Annotated in this window: 13 protein-coding genes; 10 read left to right on the forward strand and 3 right to left on the reverse strand. The window is 67.9% G+C overall.

The features are described from left to right. Positions 1-129 precede the first annotated feature (129 nt). Genes ACEN9F_RS30965 through ACEN9F_RS31010 form a run of 10 tightly spaced genes read left to right on the forward strand, consistent with a single transcriptional unit; the run spans position 130 to position 12,386 of the window. A complete protein-coding gene (locus tag ACEN9F_RS30965) occupies positions 130-2,592 on the forward strand; it encodes a TonB-dependent receptor domain-containing protein (protein ID WP_413426530.1) in 2,463 nt (820 codons plus the stop codon). A gap of 19 nt (positions 2,593-2,611) precedes the next feature. Further along, entirely contained in the window at positions 2,612-3,706 is a 1,095-nt protein-coding gene (locus ACEN9F_RS30970) for a BMP family lipoprotein (protein WP_413426532.1), read from the forward strand. Between the two features lie 13 nt (positions 3,707-3,719). Next, positions 3,720-5,318 (forward strand): ABC transporter ATP-binding protein, encoded by a 1,599-nt coding sequence (locus ACEN9F_RS30975; protein ID WP_413426534.1) that lies wholly within the window; start codon positions 3,720-3,722, stop codon positions 5,316-5,318. Further along, positions 5,315-6,400, forward strand: a complete 1,086-nt coding sequence (locus ACEN9F_RS30980) for an ABC transporter permease (RefSeq protein ID WP_413426536.1) — start codon at positions 5,315-5,317, stop codon at positions 6,398-6,400. Before ACEN9F_RS30975 ends, ACEN9F_RS30980 begins: the two co-directional genes overlap by 4 nt. After that, a complete protein-coding gene (locus ACEN9F_RS30985; protein WP_413426538.1) occupies positions 6,397-7,365 on the forward strand; it encodes an ABC transporter permease in 969 nt (322 codons plus the stop codon). Before ACEN9F_RS30980 ends, ACEN9F_RS30985 begins: the two co-directional genes overlap by 4 nt. A gap of 36 nt (positions 7,366-7,401) precedes the next feature. Continuing rightward, on the forward strand, positions 7,402-8,451 hold the full coding sequence (locus tag ACEN9F_RS30990; RefSeq protein WP_413426541.1) for an ADP-ribosylglycohydrolase family protein: 1,050 nt from the start codon (positions 7,402-7,404) through the stop codon (positions 8,449-8,451). 17 nt (positions 8,452-8,468) lie between these two features. Continuing rightward, on the forward strand, positions 8,469-9,422 hold the full coding sequence (locus tag ACEN9F_RS30995; protein ID WP_413426543.1) for a carbohydrate kinase family protein: 954 nt from the start codon (positions 8,469-8,471) through the stop codon (positions 9,420-9,422). After that, positions 9,419-10,324, forward strand: a complete 906-nt coding sequence (locus ACEN9F_RS31000; protein ID WP_413426545.1) for a ribokinase — start codon at positions 9,419-9,421, stop codon at positions 10,322-10,324. Before ACEN9F_RS30995 ends, ACEN9F_RS31000 begins: the two co-directional genes overlap by 4 nt. Beyond that, the gene (locus ACEN9F_RS31005) at positions 10,321-11,235 is read left to right on the forward strand and encodes a nucleoside hydrolase (protein ID WP_413426547.1); all 915 of its coding nucleotides are present in this window, start codon (positions 10,321-10,323) and stop codon (positions 11,233-11,235) included. Before ACEN9F_RS31000 ends, ACEN9F_RS31005 begins: the two co-directional genes overlap by 4 nt. Next, complete coding sequence (locus tag ACEN9F_RS31010) at positions 11,232-12,386, forward strand: esterase-like activity of phytase family protein (protein WP_413426549.1); 1,155 nt, start codon at positions 11,232-11,234, stop codon at positions 12,384-12,386. Before ACEN9F_RS31005 ends, ACEN9F_RS31010 begins: the two co-directional genes overlap by 4 nt. A 57-nt stretch (positions 12,387-12,443) precedes the next feature. On the opposite strand, the gene ACEN9F_RS31015 is transcribed toward ACEN9F_RS31010, so the two are convergent. The 3 genes from ACEN9F_RS31015 to ACEN9F_RS31025 form a co-directional block, all read right to left on the reverse strand. Beyond that, positions 12,444-17,030, reverse strand: a complete 4,587-nt coding sequence (locus ACEN9F_RS31015) for a hypothetical protein (RefSeq protein ID WP_413426551.1) — start codon at positions 17,028-17,030, stop codon at positions 12,444-12,446. Positions 17,031-17,267: 237 nt separating this feature from the next. Beyond that, positions 17,268-17,816 (reverse strand): RNA polymerase sigma factor, encoded by a 549-nt coding sequence (locus ACEN9F_RS31020; protein WP_413426553.1) that lies wholly within the window; start codon positions 17,814-17,816, stop codon positions 17,268-17,270. Positions 17,817-18,204: 388 nt separating this feature from the next. After that, a complete protein-coding gene (locus ACEN9F_RS31025) occupies positions 18,205-18,474 on the reverse strand; it encodes an NHLP-related RiPP peptide (protein ID WP_413426555.1) in 270 nt (89 codons plus the stop codon). Between the last annotated feature and the right edge of the window lie 24 nt (positions 18,475-18,498).

An 18,498-nucleotide genomic window follows, 5' to 3' on the forward strand; every position in this document is an offset into this window, starting at 1 on the left:
GATATTCCGGTGGAATTTTTTTTGTTCCTATTGATTAGTGGTACGTACCACTATAGAATCAATGCATCAGCCCGGCGCGCCGGCAGGCATCTCGAAACGCGGTAGTTAATTCATAACCTAGGGGGTATCGTGTATAGAAAAATCGGACTGCTGGCGGCTGGATCGGCCGTCATGCTGCAATGGAATCTGCCGGCGTCGGCGCAAGAGGCGGGCGAAGGTCGCGCGCCGACCGTGGTCGAGATCACCGGCCAGGTGATGGGCAAGGGCGAGGCGCGCGCCAACAGCGTCATCGACGAGGAGGCGATCAAGCAGCAGCCCGCCGGTCTCGATCCGCTCAAGCTGCTGGCGCGCGTGCCCGGGCTGCAGGTCAGTTCCAGCGACGCGCTGACCGGCAGCTTCTCGATGCGCTTGTCGATGCGCGGCTTGAACAAGGAGCAGATCGGCATTTCGGTGGACGGCATTCCGAACGGCTCGACGCTGTCGAACGGCGGCACCATGCCGAACCGCCTGCTTGAACCGGCCAACCTGGTCAGGGTCGATGTGTCGCAGACGGCCGGCGACCTCGGCACGCCATCCGGCCAGGCGCTGGGCGGCTACATCGACTACCGCACGCGCGATCCGGCCAAGGTGCGCGGCGGCGATATCGAGCTGTCGGCGGGCAGCTTCGGCTACCAGCGCGAGTTCGTGCGGGTCGACACCGGCAAGTCGTCGCTCGGCACCAGCGCCTACATGGATTACTCCCACGAGTACGTGCGGACCTGGCCGGGAGACGAGGCGGGCCGCAACCGGCGCCAGCATGCCGACCTGCGGGTACTGCAGGACCTGGGCGGCGGCTCCAGCCTGCGCGCCACCGTCAGCTACAACGACTTCACCGACAACGACTATGACGCCGTGGCGCTGCGCGCGATTTCCGCACCGCTGTATAAGGCCACGTTCCAAGGCAACCCGGAGACGGACGGCCTGACGGACCACTGGACTGGCGACCCCGCCATCGACCAGAACTTCCGCGGCACGCGCGGCATCAACAGCACCGACACGCTGGCCCACATCGACTGGACCCAGCGTTTCGGCGAGACCGGGAAATTCACGCTCAAGCCCTATCTGCACAAGCAGGACGGCAACGGCTGGTTCTATGTGCCGTATGCGCAGCTGCCCAGCAACGGCCTGGCCTACAGCACCGTCGCTCCGGGCGGCGCGGCGACGGCGGTGGTGCAGGAATGCTACAAGAACCAGTACCAGCGCACGGCCAGCGGCGCGCTGGTGCCGGTGGCGGCGGTGGCGATTCCGGCCGGTTCCAGCGCGGCCGCGCTGAAGACCGCCGGCTGTCCGGTCGCGGCGAAGTATGCGATGAACCCGGTGTCCGCTTGGGGTGCGCGCGAGGCGACCACGCGCCGCAGCGACAATTCGATCGACCGCAAGGGCGCGCTGGCGGAAGCGGCGGTGACGTTCGCCGACGTCCATCGCGTGCGCGTCGGCGGCTGGTATGAGCACATCACCCGCGAGAAGGTGCGCAACTGGTTCGATGTGGTCGATCCCAAGGTCAGCGGCGCCTATGCCGACGGCGCGCCATACTCGGTCACGCAGGACCGCCATTATTCGTCGAACACGGCGATGGCCTACGTGCAGGATAAAATGAGCCTGATGGGCGACCGCGTCGAGCTCGACCTGGGCGCCACCTACCAGCGTTTCAGCGAGTCCTATCTGTCGCCGGTGGAGTTCTCCGGCACCCGCTCGCTGCGCGTGTCGTCCAAGCTGCTGCCCAAGCTGGCCGCGCTGTATCGCGTCAGCGACGAGTGGGAGGTGTTTGCCAGCGGCTCGAAGAACTTCAGCGCCATACCCGACAGCGTGTTCGAAGGCACTTCGGCGGTCGACGCCAAGAACGGCATCAAGCCCGAGACCTCGATCAACAAGGACATCGGCCTGCGCTGGGTACGCGACCGCTATGGCCTGGCGCTGACGGTCTACGATATCGACTACCGCGACCGCATCTCGATCCAGAACGGCAATCCGAACGGCGACATCTTCTCGCGCGACGTCAAGACCACCTTCCAGAACCAGGGCGGCATCAGCTCGCGCGGCGTCGAGCTGACGGGCCGCGCCACCGGCGATACCTACGAACTGTACGCCAACGCGGCATACAACGACGCGCACTACGTCGCCGAGACGGCGGCCGAGGGCATCAAGGCCGGCGATCCGGTGCTGGGCGCGCCGCGCCGCACCGCGTTTGTCGAAGCGGTCTGGAAGCCGCTGGAGACCTGGCGCGCGAGCGTCAACGCCAAGTATGTGGGCGAATCCGCCGGCACCTACGGCGATGTCGCCAATACCGTCATCACCGGCGGGCCGGCCTTCTACCCGCGCGAATACATGCCCGCCTATACGCTGGTCGGCATGTCGCTCAGCTATCGGCCGAAAGGCAGCTTCCTGGGCTACATCCGCAATGCCGAACTGGCGTTCAACGTCGACAACCTGTTCGACAAGCGCTATCTTGGCGGGGTGGGAGCGGAACTGACGACCTCCAATCCGCTGACGTCGGGCCGTTATTTCCTCGGCAGCCCGCGCACGCTGTTCTTCACCCTGAGGGCATCGCTCTGAAGATGAAAGGCATGGGACTTTGAAGCAAAGCGCGTATTCGTTGTTGCGGCAGCTATGCTGGCTGGCCGCGGTGGTGGCGGTGCTGTACCTGCTGGCCTGGATCGGCCGCCGGGTATATGCGCCGCCCGCGGCCGGCGAGCGGCTGCGGGTCGCCCTGTTCATCAACGGCACGCGCGGCGACAAGTCGCTGTTCGACTCGGCCGCCGCCGGCATGGCGCGGATACGGGCGACGCTGCCGGTGCGGACCAGGGTGATCGAGGGCGGCACCGACCCGACCCGCTGGGAGGCGGCGCTGAGCGACCTGGCCGACAGCGGCGAGTACGACATTGTGGTGGCGGGAACCTTCACCATGGTGCCGTATGTGCAGAAGCTGGCGGCGCAATTTCCGGCGACGCGCTTTGTGGTCTTCGACGCATCGGTCGATTACGCCCATTGCCGCTGCCGGAACGTGTACTCGATGCTGTTCCGGCAGAACGAGGGCGCCTATCTTGCCGGCTTCCTGGCCGCGCGGCTGATGCAGCGCGGTTTGCCCGGCGCGCCGGCGGGCAGCGCGCTGGGCGCGGTCGGCGGCATGCCGTTCCCGGTGATCGAGGATTTCCTGGTCGGCTACGGCGCCGGCGCCCATGCGGCGTGGCCGGACGCGCGCATCTTCAGCCAGTACGCCAATGCCTTCTCCGACCCGGCCGCCGGCAAGGAGATCGCCAAGGCCCAGTTCGGGCAGGGGGCCGGCCTGGTATTCCATGCCGCCGGCGCCACCGGGCAGGGCGTCACGGAGGCGGCGGCGGAAGCCGGCCGCTATGTGATCGGCGTCGATATGGATCAGTACCAGCTTTACCGCGACAGCAATCCGCAGCGGGCGGCGCGCATCGTGACCTCGGTGATCAAGGACGTCGATGCCGGCCTGCTGCGCGCCGTGCAGCTGCAGCTTGAGGACAAACTGCCATACGGCCGCGCCGAGTCCATCGGCCTGGCCGAGGGCGGCATACGGCTCGCCCTCGGTTCTCCGGTGATGGATGCGGCCGCGCCGGAACTGCGGCGGGAAATCGAAGCAATACAGGATGGCATCGTGCGGGGGCGCGTGCGCGTGCCCAGCGCTTTTGCCCAAGCGATGTGAGGGCGCGCTTTCAATGATGCAGACCATAACCGAGACGGTATCCGATACGGGCACGCCGCGCCTGGCGTTGCGCGCGGTGTCCAAGCGCTACCCCAACGGCACGCTGGCCAGCGACGACGTCAGCCTGCAGGTGCGGCGCGGCCACATCCACGCGCTGGTGGGCGAGAACGGCGCCGGAAAATCCACCGTGATGAAGATGCTGTACGGCCTGGAGCAGCCCAGCGCCGGCACGATCCTGCTTGACGGCGCGCCGCTGACGCTGCGCACGCCGGCCGATGCGATCGCGGCCGGAATCGGGCTGGTGCCGCAGCACCTGCAGTTGGTGCCGTCGTTTACGGTGGCGCAAAACGTGGTGCTGGGCAGCGAGCCGGGACGCTTCGGCATGCTCGACCGGCGCGCCGCGATCGAGCGGGTGCGGGATCTGTCGCTGCGCTTCGGCCTTGACGCCGATCCGTTGGCGCCGGTGGCGGGCCTGTCGCTGGGCGAGCAGCAGCGCGTGGAAATCCTCAAGACGCTGTATCGCGGCGCCAGCATCATCTTGCTGGACGAGCCGACGGCGGTGCTGACGCCATCCGAGGCGCAGGCCTTGTTCGGGGCGCTGCGCGCCTTGACGCTGCAGGGCGTGACGGTGCTGCTGATCACGCACAAGCTGTCCGAAGTGCTTGAGGTATCGGACCGCTTCACGGTGCTGCGCGGCGGCCGCGTGACCGGCCAGGCCGCCGCCGCCGAGGTGGACGCCCGCCAGCTGACCGAGATGATCGTGGGCCGTCCATTGCCGCCGCTGCAGGTGGCGCGCACCGCCGCGCGCGGCCAGGCGGCGCTGGTCAGCGCGCGCGGCATCGGCGTCCGGGGCCGGGATGGCAGGGCCCGGCTGCATGACATCTCCTTCGACATCGCGGCCGGCGAAATCCTCGGCATCGCCGCCGTCGAAGGCAATGGACAGGGGCTGCTGGCCGATGTGCTGGCGGGCTTGCTGCGCCCCGATGCCGGCGGCGCGACGGTGGACGGACGCGGCGTCACCGGCGCCGGCGTGCGCGCCGCGCGCGCGGCAGGCGTCGGCGCCATTCCCGAGGACCGCCTGCACAACGGCGTCGCGGCCGACATGAGCATCGCCGACAACGCCATCGCGGGCGCCTATCACCGGCGTCCGCTGTCGCGCCTGGGCTGGCTGTATCCCGACGCCGCGCAAGCGATGGCGGCGGGCCTGATCGAACGCTTCGGGGTGGCGTCGCGCGGGCCGCAGCAGGCCATCGGCGCGCTTTCCGGCGGCAATCTGCAGAAGATCGTACTGGGCCGCGAAATAGAGCGCGCGCCGCGTTTTCTGGTGGCCAGCCAGCCGACCCGTGGCGTCGATCTCGGCGCGGCCCAGGCGCTGCGCCGTTCGCTGGTCGAGCTGCGCGACAGCGGCGCCGCCGTGCTGCTGATCTCTTCCGACCTCGATGAAGTGCTGGCGTTGTCGGACCGGATCGCGGTGCTGGTGCAGGGGCGCATCGTCGGCCATTTCAACGGCGGTGCCGGGGCCGCGACCGTCGGCGCCTGCATGACCGGCGGCCACCAGCCCGGCGCCGAGGCGACGCTGGACGCGCCTTTCACCGGCGGGGTGGCGGCATGATGCCCTCGGCGCAGGTCAAGGCGTCCAACGCCTGGCGCCTGGCGGCCGCGGTCGGCGCGGCCTTGCTGGCCGGGCTGGCGATCACGGCGCTGGTCAGCCGCGAACCGTTGCGCGCCTATCTGATCCTGTTGACCGGGGCGCTGCCGGAGATCGGCTGGAGCGCGGAGCAGGGCTGGCAGCTGCATCGCATCGTCCGTTTCGGTACCGTCATCGAAGACGCTGTCACGCTGACCTTCCTCGGCCTGGCCGTGGCCTTGCCGTTCCGCGCGCGCCAGTTCTCGCTTGGCGCCGACGGCCAGATGTTCCTGTCGGCGCTGGCCGCCGCCGCCGCCAGCCTGTATTGGCTGCAGGTGGGGGCGCCCGCCTGGATGCTGCTGCCGGCCGCCGCCTGCGCCGCCATCCTGACCGGCTTCACCTGGGGGCTGCTACCGGGACTGCTGAAGGTGCGCTGCGGCGCCAACGAGATGGTCACGAGCCTGATGCTCAACCTGATCGCGGTGCAGTTCTACCGCCTGGCGGTGGCCGACTGGATGGCCGATCCGCATGCCGGCTACCAGGTCACGCCGCTGCTGCCCGCGCCGGCGGTGTTCTCCGCGCTGATCGAGCATACCAACGTGACCACGCTGCTGTTCGCGGTGCCGCTGGCCGTCGCCGCCGCCGCGCTGCTGCTCAAGCGCACCACGCTGGGATATGAAATCCGCGTCACCGGTTCGGCGCCGGCGTTTGCGTTGCAGTCCGGCTTGCCGGTGGGCCGCGCCATGGTGCTGTCGATGGCGGCGGGCGGCGCCTTTGCCGCGCTGGCCGGGCTCCACATCAGCAACGGCCTGCTCAAGCGCCTGCCGGTCGACCTGAATCCGGGACTCGGTTACGACGGCCTGCTGGTGGCCCTGCTTGCGCGCAACGAGCCGCGCGCGATCCCGTGGGCGGCGCTGTTCTACGCCTATCTGCGCACCGGCGCGCAGGCCATGGAGCGCGGCACCGACGTCTCGCGCGAGACGGTGCTGGTGATCCAGGCGTTGATTATCCTGTTCGTGGTGGCCGACCGGCTGCTGCCCGCGCGCTGGACCGGGAGCCGCGCATGATGCCCGACCTGACCGGCGCGACAGGCGCCGGCGCGGCGCTGGTGCTGCTGGCCGTGCTGCGCGCCGCGACGCCCATCCTGTTCTCCGCATTGGGCGGCCTGGTCTCGGAACTGGCTGGCTGCATCAACGTCGGGCTGGAAGGCGTCATGCTGATCGCCGCCTTCTTCGGCGTGATCGGCGCGATCTATATGCAGCGCTGGTTCCCCGGCCTGGCGCCATGGCTTTATCCATGGCTCGGTTGCGCCGCCGGCCTGGCGGCGGCGCTGCTGTTGACGGCGTTGCTGGCGTTCTTCCACCTTGAACTGGGCGCGGACCTGATTGTCGGCGGCATCGCCATCAATCTGCTGGCCGCCGGCCTGACGGTATTCCTGCTGGTGTCGCTGGTCGGCGACAAGGGCTCGACCGCCAGCATCGCCACGCCGGTGCTGCCATCGCTGTTCGTGCCGGGACTGGACGGCCTGCCGCTGGCGAACCTGCTGTTCAACGGCGAGACCGGCCATGGGCATCATGTGCTGCTGATCGCCGCCTTTGCGGCGGTGCCTTTGCTGTCGCTGTTGCTGACGCGGACACGCTTCGGCGCCTGGCTTCGCGCGGTGGGCGAGAACCACGCCGCCGCGCTGGCGGCTGGCATCCCGGTGCGCCGGGTCCGGTATGCGGCGCTGCTGCTGAGCGGCTTGCTGGGCGGCTGCGGCGGGATCTACCTGAGCATGGGCTATCTCTCGCTGTTCCAGGCCGACATGACCGCCGGCCGGGGTTTCCTGGCGCTGGCGGCGGTCTTTCTCGGCGCCCGCCGGCCGCTCGGCATGCTGGCGGCGGCGCTGCTTTTCGGCGGCGCCGGCGTGTTGGCGACGCGCCTCGGCGCGATCGGCTGGCCGACGCAGGTGGTCTACATGCTGCCGCCGCTGGTGACCATCCTGGCCCTGGTGCTGGCTGGACGGCGCCGCGCGCGTCATTCATTCCACTAAGTTATTCGAATAAATTATGCCAATAAGAGGACACACGTGAACATCAACATACTGCAGGACCGTATCCATGCCTCGCTGGCCTTGGCCGGCATGGGCGACGCCCTCGGCGCGCCGACCGAACAATGGAGCATCGACGAAATCGCCGCCAAGTACGGCGGCCTGGTGACGGCCTTCGACGAGCCGCCGTCCGACACCTTCGCCGGCGCAAACCTCGGCCACCGCGCCGAGGTGACCGACGACGCCAGCCAGATGTACTATCTGGCGCGTGCCGTGATCGAGGCCGGCGGCCAGCTGAGCGGAAAACAATGGGTGGACTGCCTGCTGGACTGGGCCGAGCACAGTCCCAAGGCCGGCTTCATGGGGCCGAGCACCGCCGGCATCGTCAAGGCGCTGCGGGAGGGCGGCGATACGGCGCTGGTCGGCGTGATCGGCCAGTCGCGGCGCAAGATGACGACGGTCGGCACCACCAACGGCGCGGCGATGCGCGTGGCGCCGGCCGGCCTGCTCTACCCGGGCCGGCTGGAAGCCGCATGCCGCTTCGCGCTGGTGACCTGCCTGCCGTCCCATGATACGGATGTCGCGATTTCCGCCGCCTGCTCGGTCGCCGCCGCGACCTCGCTGGCGCTGGTGACGGACGACCTGGCGGGCGTGCTGGAGGCCGCCGAGAGCGGCGCCCGCTTCGGCGAGCAGCTGGCGCGCGAGCATGCGCGCCTGGTTGCCGGGCCGAGCTACCTGGCGCGCCTGCGGATGGCGCTGCGCATCGCCCGCGAATCGCACAGCGACGACGCCTTCCTGCGCAGGATGGAGAGTGAAGTCGGCAACTCGGTGCTGGCGGCCGAATCCGTGCCGGCGGCGCTGGGCGTGGTAGCGTATGCCCAGGGCGATCCGCTGCGCACCATCGCGCTGAGCGCATCGATCGGCAACGACACCGATTCGATCGCGACCATGGCCGGGGCGATCGTCGGCGCCTTGCGCGGCACGGCGGCGCTGCCGCAGGAACTGATGCACGAGTTCAAGCGGGTCAACGCGGCGGAATTCGACCTGGACAGCCTGTCCGCCGGACTGGCGTCGCTTGCCATCAAATGATCGGGGAAAGAGCAGCAATGGAGACTGGAATCGGGACGGAGATACGGGGCGACAGCCGGCGGCGCTGGCAGTTGCTGTCGTTTGGCGATCCATGCGCCGACATCGTGATCGCGGCCGGCGAGCCGCCGGCGCTCGGCGAAAAAGTGCTGGGCCGCGCGCTCGGCACGCTGGCCGGCGGCACCACCGCGAATGTGGCTTGCGGCGTGGCGCGCCTGGGCATGCGCTGCGCCGTATTCGGCCGCACCGGCGCGGATGCCAACGGCGATGTGCTCAGGGATTCGTTCGCGCGGTTCGGCGTGGACATGACCTATCTGCGGCGCGAGCAGGGCGCGGCGTCGGCGTCCGCGATCGTGATCGTGACGCCGTCCGGCGAAAAATCCGTGATCTACCAGCCGATGGAGACGGCGCCGCTGGACCGGCCGGCGCTGGCCGAGGCGCTGGCCGAGTCGCGCGTCGCCTACGCCATGCCGTACGACCTTGAGGAGTACGCCGCGCTCAGCGCGACCGCGCGCGAGCGGGGCGCCTTGGTGGCGATCGACCTGGAGGCGGCGGTCGCGCCCGGCCCGGACGCCATGCGCGCGCGGGCCGCGCTTGCCGATATCGTGTTCTTCAATGAATCCGGCTTCGAGGCCGGCAACGCCGGCGCGGTGTCGTTCGACGCCATGCGCACGGTGCTGGCGCTGGGACCCAGGGTGGTGGTGGTCAGCCTTGGCGCGGCCGGAGCGATGGCGGTGAGCGCCGGCGAGGAAGCATCCCGGCCGGCGTTCGCCGCGCGGGTGGTCGATACGGCCGGCGCCGGTGACAGCTTCAACGCGGCCTTCCTCTCGGCCTGGCTGGACGGAGCGGCGCTGGACGCCTGCCTGCGATTCGCCTGCGCGGCCGCGAGCTGCACGGTCGCCGCGATGGGTGCGCGAACGGCGCTGCCGGACCGCGCGCGCGTGGCCTCGGTGCTGTCGGAGGGCGCCGCATGATCTGCGTATTCGGCTCCATCAATGTGGATGTCGGCGTGGCGACGCCACGCCTGCCTTTGCCGGGCGAGACGGTGCTGGGGGGGCAGGCGCTGCTGTCGCCCGGCGGCAAGGGCGCCAATCAGGCGCATGCCGCCAGGTGTTTCGGCGCGCAGGTCAGGATGTTCGGCGCGACGGGCGACGATGGCTTCGCCGCGACGGCGCTGGCGGCGCTGATCGCGGCCGGCGTGGATATTTCCGGGGTCGCGGCGCTCCCCGGACTCGCCACCGGCATGGCGCTGATCATGGTGGATGCCAGGGGCGAAAACTCGATCGTGGTGGCGGCGGGCGCCAATCTGGCCGCCGCCGCGGGACAAGTGCCGGATGAGGCGCTGGGCGCCGGCGATTGCCTGCTGCTGCAGCTCGAGACCGACATCGGCGAGACCATGGCGCTGGCGCGGCGCGCCAGGCGCCTCGGCTGCAAGGTGATATTGAACGCTTCGCCGCTGCAGCCGGAGCGCCTGCCCGACCTCGATGCGGTCGATATCCTGATCGCCAATGCGCACGAGCTGCAACGGCTGGCGGGCTCCGGCGCGGCGCCCGCCGAGCTGGCCCTCGCGCTCGCGGCCCGCCACGGTTGCGAGGTGCTGGTCACATTGGGCGCGCAGGGCGCCTTGTTGGCCGATCCGGGCGGCGGGCTGTTGACGGCGGCGGCCTTCGAGGTCGCGGTGCGCGACACCACCGGTGCGGGCGACACCTTCGCCGGCGTGTTCGCCGCCGCCATATCGGAGGGCGCCGACCGCCGGCGCGCGATGCGCTATGCCGCCGCGGCGGCGGCGCTGGCGTGCACGCGGCCCGGCGCCCAGGCCGCGCAGCCGCTGCGCGCCGACATCGAACAGTTCATGACATCAAAGGAAACCGCATGAAACACATTATTATCGACTGCGATCCCGGCATCGACGACGCACTGGCGCTGCTGCTTGCCGCCGGCAGCGATGCGTTCCAGGTGCTGGCCGTGACCACGGTGGCCGGCAACCGTCCCGCCGCGACCACCGCCCGCAATGCCCGCAAGATCATGGACCTGGCGGGGCAGCCGATGGTGCCGGTGTATGCGGGCGCCGCGCGGCCGCTGGGATACCCCGCCGCGCGCTGCAACCTGGTGCACGGGGAGGACGGCCTGGGCGGCGTCGATGTCGGCCCGGGCGCGCCGGCGCAGGAGGGCCATGCCGCCAACCGCCTGGTCGAGCTGCTGTCGGCGCACCCGGCGCACACCGTCGAGCTGGTGGCCACCGGGCCGTTGACCAACCTGGCGCTGGCCGAGAGCCTGTCGCCGGGGATATTGCGGCGTGCGCGGCGGCTGCTGATCATGGGCGGCGCGCTGCGCTTTCCCGGCAATATCACGCCCGCCGCCGAATTCAATTTCTACGCCGATCCGGTGGCGGCGGAGATGGTGCTGGCGTCCGGCGCCAACGCCGTGCTGTTCCCGCTCGACGTCACCAGCTCGGCGATCATGACGCCGGCGTGGATCGCCTCCTTCCATACCCTGGACGGCGCCTGCGGCAAGGCCGCCGCCGGCATGCTGGAAGCCTACGCGGAGCTCGATCCGCTGTTGCACGACGCCTGTCCGGTGGCCTACCTGATCGACGAGACGCTGTTCACGGGCGAGCCATGCCACATCGAAGTCGACTGGCGCGCGGGCCCGACCGAGGGACATGCGCTGGCGTGGTTCGGGGAACAGATCGACGCTGCGCATCCGGCCAATCTGCTGGCCATGACGGCGGTGCGCAACGATGCGTTGCTGGCGCTGGTGCACGCCGCGATTGCGCGCCTGCCGTGACGCGGCCGTTCGCTGGGGTGTTCGGGGCGCTGCTGCTGTGCGCCGCGATGGGCGGCTGCGGCGTCGCGCCGGTGCGGCCGTCGTCGGCCGCGCACGTGCCGGGCGCCGGCCTGCGCTTGATCGGCGAGCAGCGCCTCGCATCGCGATTGTCCTTCAAGGACACGGTGGTCGGCGGCCTGTCGGGCATCGACTATGACCCGCGCAGCGGCGAGTGGATCATGGAAAGCGACGACCGCTCCGAGATCGGCCCCGCACGTTTCTATTCCGCGCGGCTGGACTACGACGACCATGCCTTCAGGGCGGTGTCGCTGAGCGATGTGCACTACTTCCGCCAGGCCGACGGCACGCCGTATCCCGGCGCGGCGACGGTGCAGGCGGTCGGCGGCGAGGTGCCCGATATCGAGTCCATCCGCTTCGATCCGCTGGACGGCGGCATCTGGTACAGCAGTGAAGGCGACCGCAAACGCAACCACCAGCCATTCGTGCGCCAGGCGTCGGCCGATGGCGGCTTGATGAAGGATCTGCCGATGCCGGAAATGCTGCGCGTCTGGCCAACGCGCGAGGCGGGGCCGCGCTCGAACCTGTCGTTCGAGGGCCTGGCCTTCGCGCCCGACGGACGCTCGCTGTGGCTGGCGATGGAGGCGCCGCTCTACCAGGACGGGCCGGTGGCGACGCCGGCCGCCGGCGCGATGGTGCGCATCAGCCGTTTCGACCGCGACGGCAGGATGCTGCGGCAGTTCGCCTACCCGATCGACGCGATCGCCCATGCGCCGCCCGCCGGCAGGTTCGCCGACAACGGCGTGTCCGAGATCCTGGCGATCGACGAGCAGCACCTGTACGTGATCGAGCGCTCCGGCGTGCAGGATGCGGCGGGCGATTTCACTTTCTACATCAAGCTGTATGAAGTGGATTTTTCCGGCGCCACCGATGTCGCGTCGCTGCCAACGCTGCGGGGAGCGACTTATACGCCCGGCCGCAAGCGCCTGGTGCTGGACTTCGGCACGCTGGGGCTGCCCTATGTGGGAAATATCGAGGGCATGTCCTGGGGCCTGCCGCTGGGAGGAGGGCGCGAGTCGCTGGTGTTTGTTGCCGACGATAATTTCCTGTCGAGGGAAGTGACGCAGTTCCTGGTGTTTGAAGTCATGCGTTGAAGCTGGTCCGCAGCGGCCGGGAGCGACCGGCCGCCGCGAACTATCCCATGGGCTCAGTTACACCCGGGCCGACAACCAGGCCTGCATCGGCTCATACTCCGCGCCGACATACGTCTTGAGGCGTTGCAGCAGTTGCCCCGCGCTGTGGTGGACGGGGTCCTGATCCTGATCGGCCGGCTGGGGATAGTAACCCGGTATGGCCTGCTCGGACGCCAGTTGAACCTGATGCGTCGTCTTCAGGCGGCCGTCGTGCACCTGGTAGCGGCTGTCGGCCGGGTTCGGCAAAGCCGCCGCGGCGATGGCGTGCAGCAGGTTGCCCGGCGTGTGGCCGCCGGCGCCGATCTCGATCGGGATCGCGGTCAACTCGCCGTCCTTGTAGCGCATGTGGTAGTAGCCCTTGGGGCCGACGCCGATCAGCGCATGGCCCTGCTTTTCCCAACGCAGGTCGACGCCGTCGAATCCTTCCGCGATATTGGCGAGGATTTGCGGTTCGGTCTTGGGCGGAGCGCCGTCTGTGCCGCCGGGCACGTCCTGCGTGAGCACCTTGCCGTCGCCATCGATCCGCACCATCTTCAGCGGCTGGCGCAAGGCGCTTGCGGTCGTCTCGGCCAGCAGCTGGCCCTGGAAAGACTGGCCTTGCACGACGGGCATGGCGGTGTTCATCTCCAGCTCGTCTATGCGTTCGGCCACCTGGCGCGCGTTCGCGCGCACCAGGTCGCGCTGCTGATCGTCCTCCTGCTTGAACCTGTTGGCCGGCGTGCCCCTGGTGTAATAACCGTCGGCCCGCTTGTCAACTTCATAGGAAGCGTTCTTGGTCATGTCGTCCAAATAGGGCACGGCGCTATCGCCCAGCAACAGCATGGCGTTGATTTCATCTTTCAGACCGCGCGGACTCTTATCCGATGTGAAGGGGAAGCGGGTGCGCGATTTTTGTCCGGGGTCGTCCATGCCGGTGCCCAGGAAGTAATTCTTGGCCTGGTGAGGCTCCAGCTTGCCGGTGGTGCCGTTGAAGCGGCTGAAGGCGCCGCTGTCCTTGTCCATGGTCAGGGTGCCGTCCTTCAGGACCACCCCGGAATGGTCGAAGGAATATTTTCCATCCTCGCCCTGTGTCAGCCCTTCCGCCTTCTGGACCGCGGACAGCGCGTCGTAGTTGCGCTGGAGGGCTTCCGCTTTCCACAGGTTGACCCGCTTGAAGTGGATGACCTGGCCCAGGTTCTCGCCCGGCTTCTGGGCGTCGGTTCCCGGCGCCGCGGGTTCGCGCACGATGTTGCTGACGATGAATGAGGTGCCCGGCATGAGCAGGCTTTCCGCCTGCTTCAGGTCGGTCTCCCTGGAGATCGATACCGCGACCGGTTGATGGTCGCCGTTGTCGATCACGATGCGCGCGCGGCGGGCGCCGTCGGCGGCGTTGAAGCCTTGCGGCGCGAGGAAGGAGGCGGCGAGCAGACTGGAGCTGGTGGCGGAAAAGATTTCCGTCAGCGATACCTGGTCGCCTATCGTGACCACCTTGTCGCTGGAATGCGGGGGCGGCGGGCTATCGGGATGCTGGTAGAAGGCCTCCGTCACCACGGCGCGCACCACCGGGGTCGGATGCGGCGTGCCATGCAGTACCGCGTGGTTGACCAGCAGCGCCATCCGGCCCGTGACCTGGCGGCCGCGGTCGCCGGTCACGTTGCCGCGCTCGTTCATGGCGGTGGTGCGGATGGGAATCCCGTCGGCCAGCATCTGGAAGTGGTTCTGCCCTGTTTCGCCCCAGCGCAGCTTGTAGTGGAAGGGGCTGGACTGGACGGTGTAGCTGACCAGCGCATCCCACTGTTCGCGCAGGATGGCGGGCGTCAGCTGCCGGTAGTCGGCTGGGTTGTCGCCGCTGGTGTTCGGCAGGCTGTGGGCAGGGCTGCCCGGCAAGCCGTTCAGGGTCACCATCGCGTCGTGGATGGTTTTGATGAATTTGGCCGGTTCCCGCGTAAACGTGCTCAAGTCGTTGACGATGCGTTCGGTGTGCCCGCCCAATCGGGTCGACGGTTCGCTGCCGGCGGGCAGCGGCGCCGACAGGAAGTCGGAAGCCGGCTTGACCGGATACAGCCCGGGATTGGTCTCCGGGTTCGCCTTAATCAGCTCCAGATAGCGGGCCGTGATCTGCTCGAAGCCGTCACGCATATTCTCCGGCAGGTTCTGGGTATGATTGGTGATGGCCCGGATAGTGTCCGCAATCTCTGTGGCGGTGCCCGCCGTGTCTTCGCTGAGCTTCACCCGGCGCGCGATCTCTTCCTCGAACTCTTTCAGGATGGCCTTGCGTGCCGCCGGATCCGTTGTGTTCTGGTAGGCGATGGCCTTCTGCACCCAGTGCTCATCGTCGGCGTCCGCCTGCTCCGCCTGCAGCACGATGGTGTCGGTCAGCTGGTGCAGGCGATGCGCGGCCTTCTTCACCAGATGGACGGCGTTGGCGGTCGCCTCGATGTCTTGCAGCTTGTCGGCCACTGTTTCGCCAAACACGTCCAGCGCTTTGGTGATGTCGTGGCTCCAGCTGCGCAGCGCGCCCGCCGGGCTGAAGCGCGCTTGCTGGTTGAGCTGCGCATCGTAGGCGTTGGCGTTGGTGCCGGCCCAGCCCAGGGCGTTGAGCATGGTGCGCAGCATCGGCGCCCCCGCCTTGTCGTAGCCGCGCGCGATGGCGCGGGTGATGTAGGCTTCCCCGAAGTTCCTGCCAAAATTGGACGGGTCCTCCTTCCAGTGTTCGGTGCCGACCACGGCGCCGGTCGACCGGCCCACCAGGTCGGCGGCCAGGAACTCCGTCAGTTGGCCGGCGGCCTCCAGCCAGGGGTGGTTTTCCGCGTTGCCCATGCGGTTGCGGGCGGCGCGGACGCTCACGGTCAGCGCCGATGTCAGCAGCAGCACCGCCAGTTCGGTCGTGGTGCCGCGCGGCAGATGCAGGCGTTTTTCCAGGCCGTAGTTGATCATCAGCCGTACCGTTTCCTCGACCCATGGCAGCAGCAGCTCGTTGACGAACTGGCCGACGCCGGTTTCCCTGGACTTGGCGCTTTGCGGCAGCTTGTCGAGGATGAAGGCGACGCCATAGGTCAGCGCCTTTTGCACCACAACGATGGGCGCCACCGCGCCGGCCAGCGTGAGCGGCGTGACATGGCCGGCGCCGGACGCCGAAAACACGTCGGCCCCGGGGACCAGGGTGCCGCCGGTGTGGGCCTTGACCTTGTCCAGCAAGGCGTTGGCGAGATAGACGCTGGCGGCCGTCATCGTCGCCTGCAGTCCCGTATTGACGGTCGCGCCGGACCAGCCGTCGTGGTTGCCGAACGACGGCGACAGCGTCACCAGTTCCAGGAAGGCCTTGGTGGCGGCCTTGAGCATGCCGGTGCCGGTCGGATCGCTGACGAGCGTGCCGGCGGGCAGCACTTCGCCGGTCGACATCACCAGTTCCGGGTCGGCATAGCCTTGCAGGCTGCCGTGCGGGCCGGTGTTCGCGCCCTGGTAGAAATACAGGCTGATGTCGGCATTCTCGAGCGGCGCCATCGGGTCGTCGCCGCTCGGCGCGGGATGGATGCGCTTGAGCGTGGCGCCCTTGGGCGTAAAGGTCAGTTCGTGCACGGCGTCGTCTTCGGTGGTGATGCGCAGCACCTTGTTCTGGTCCTTCTCAAAGTGCACGCGGAACGACGCCAGCTTGACGCCCTCGACCACACCGGCCGGGCCTATCGTTTCGATCCGTTTGATGCCCTGGATCTGGGCCAGGATCGGGCCATCCATGTTGACGCTGGCCGGTACCTCGATCTTGTTCTTGCCATTGCTGTCGGCCGGATGCGGCGGGCGGGTCTGTTGCGGGCGTCGACGCGCATGGACCTCATCCTTGTTGAGGAAGAAGATCAGACGGTTTTCCACGCCGTTGTAGTCGACGTAACCCCGGTGGAAGTCGCTCTTGCGGGGTGTCGGCGCGGCGCCGGGCGTGGCTCCGGGCGTGGGGGGGGCGGTCACGTCCGGTTTTTCGCCAAAGCCGTGCAGCGATTGCTCGCCCATGGCCCAGGTGCTTTGACGCGGCATCGGCAAGGGATTGGGCGGGACTTTCATGACCGGCCGGTCCGACTGGTCGGCCCGGCTGCGCGCATACAGCGTCGCCGTTTCCGAATGCTTGCGCAGGTGCGTGCGGAACGAGGTTTCCATTTCAGTCGGCCGGGGCGCCGGCGCCCCGCCCGCCGCATCGGCCGCGGCGGCGGGCGGATGCTCGTAATCCTCCGCCTGGAATCCGGTGACGACCGAGAGCGGGACCAGGCGGTTGCCATAGCCTTTGACGAAATACCTTTCCTGCTTCACGCCCTCCGGACTGGTGACCGTATCCTTGACCACGGCCAGCATTTCGGCAATTTTGATGTTCTTGTTTTTTGCCGGGAAAACGATGACGCCCGCATGGTCGTTCAAGGACGCCAGCGTCTTTCCTTGCGACGCGGATGGAATGAACTTGCCGCCTATCGCGGCGATGTCACGCTCCAGCGTCAGCTGCGATACGCCGATGTGGGCCATATTGTTTTCCAGGTCGCGTACCGCCTCGGACTGGGGGACGCCAGCCGCGCACACCGGCGCCATGACCTGGGTGCGGCTGTTGGCCGCCAGCGCGCTTGCCGACCGTGCGGGATGTTGCGGCACGACCGCGCCGCCCGATGTCGTGCCGGAGGAGGATGGTATAGGGGGCGGCGATAACGGCGGACCAGACGCAATCTCGTCCTGGGTCAGGTGGCTGTGGGAAGGGGGCGTCCGGAATTGTGTGGAGTGATCGGGAAACATATTATCCTGGGAGATGGATGTAGTTGGCCTGACGGCGGGATGTCATCCATCTGTGGCGCGGGCCGGTGCCAGAGTTCCCAGGCGCGGAGCAAACCGCCATCACTCTCCGAGGCAGCGCACCATGTCACCCACGTGCGCCATATGCGTTTGCACGGTGGCCAGCGGAATTCCGAGATATTCGGCGGCGTCCGTGTGACTGGTTTCGCCGTTGACCACAAGGTCGAAAGTCTCCAGTACAGCTTGGGGGAAGGCGCGCAGCGACGCCTCCACCCTGGCTTTGAACTGGTGTAATGCGATCAATTCAAACGGATCCTGCTGCAAGCGGCGCTGCTGCGCGGCGAGGTGTTCGCCTGGTCTTGCGCCGTGTTCCAGCGCGTGATTGCGCATCCTGTCGCGCGCGAGCATGAGTGCGGTACCAAACAGCGATTTGGGCAAGGTGTGTTCCGGCGCGCCGCCGCTCTCCGTGGATAGCGCCTGAACGAAGGCCGCCTGCACCACGTCTTCGGCATCTTCATGGCTGCGCGTATAGCGCATGACAAAGCAGACCAGCAGGTGGCGATAATTCTGGAATAGATGCTTCAGGTCGGCGCTGGCGTTGACGTCCGCAGCGTACTCGCCGGTAGTAAAGATGTCGGTCACTGAGTTCATTTTGCGTTCACTTTTTGTCAGGAGCGCTCTCACCGCGGGCGTATCGCAGCGCATGCCCGCGCCGCAGTTCCGGAAGCAATGGCAATATCGGCGGGAAACCAGTGGCATGGCCGACGTTGTTGATTGTACAGTGGTACGTACCACATTTCAATTCAAAAAGAATATTTCATGAATCTTAACAATTTCTGCGATGGGAATGGTACGGACCATGGCGTGTTGTTGCGAGGCCAGGCGCAATGTGACACAGTTGCGTTACGACGGAATGACACGCCGATGACGGCGCGGAGGTGGGATGGGGGGGATGGGCGCGGCCGCAGGTTGCGGCCGGCGGTGTCGCCGCCCCGCGCGCGCGCGGCGCACGGGGATGAATCATCGTCTGAAGGAAGCGTTACGCCGCCATGCGGGTATCGAGCTGGGCGCCGGACAACAGGAAGGGCACCATGTTCCGCGTGGTTTCCAGCACGCTTTGCAGTGCTTCGCGGTCGGCCAGGATGCTTTCCTTGGACGGCAGGGTACGTATCGCAGGCACCTGGTCGGCGCGCAGCGTGATGCCCAGCGCGGCGAGAGCGCCCACTGGATCGGCCACCAGACGGGCGCGGAAGACGTCGTCCGAGGCCAGTTTGTCGAGGATGGAACTCAATTCGCTAGAAGTATTCATGAAGTGTAATCCTTTAGCTAAAGT

The sequence above is a fragment of the Duganella sp. CT11-25 genome (genome assembly GCF_047302815.1).
GTDB lineage: Bacteria > Pseudomonadota > Gammaproteobacteria > Burkholderiales > Burkholderiaceae_D > Rugamonas.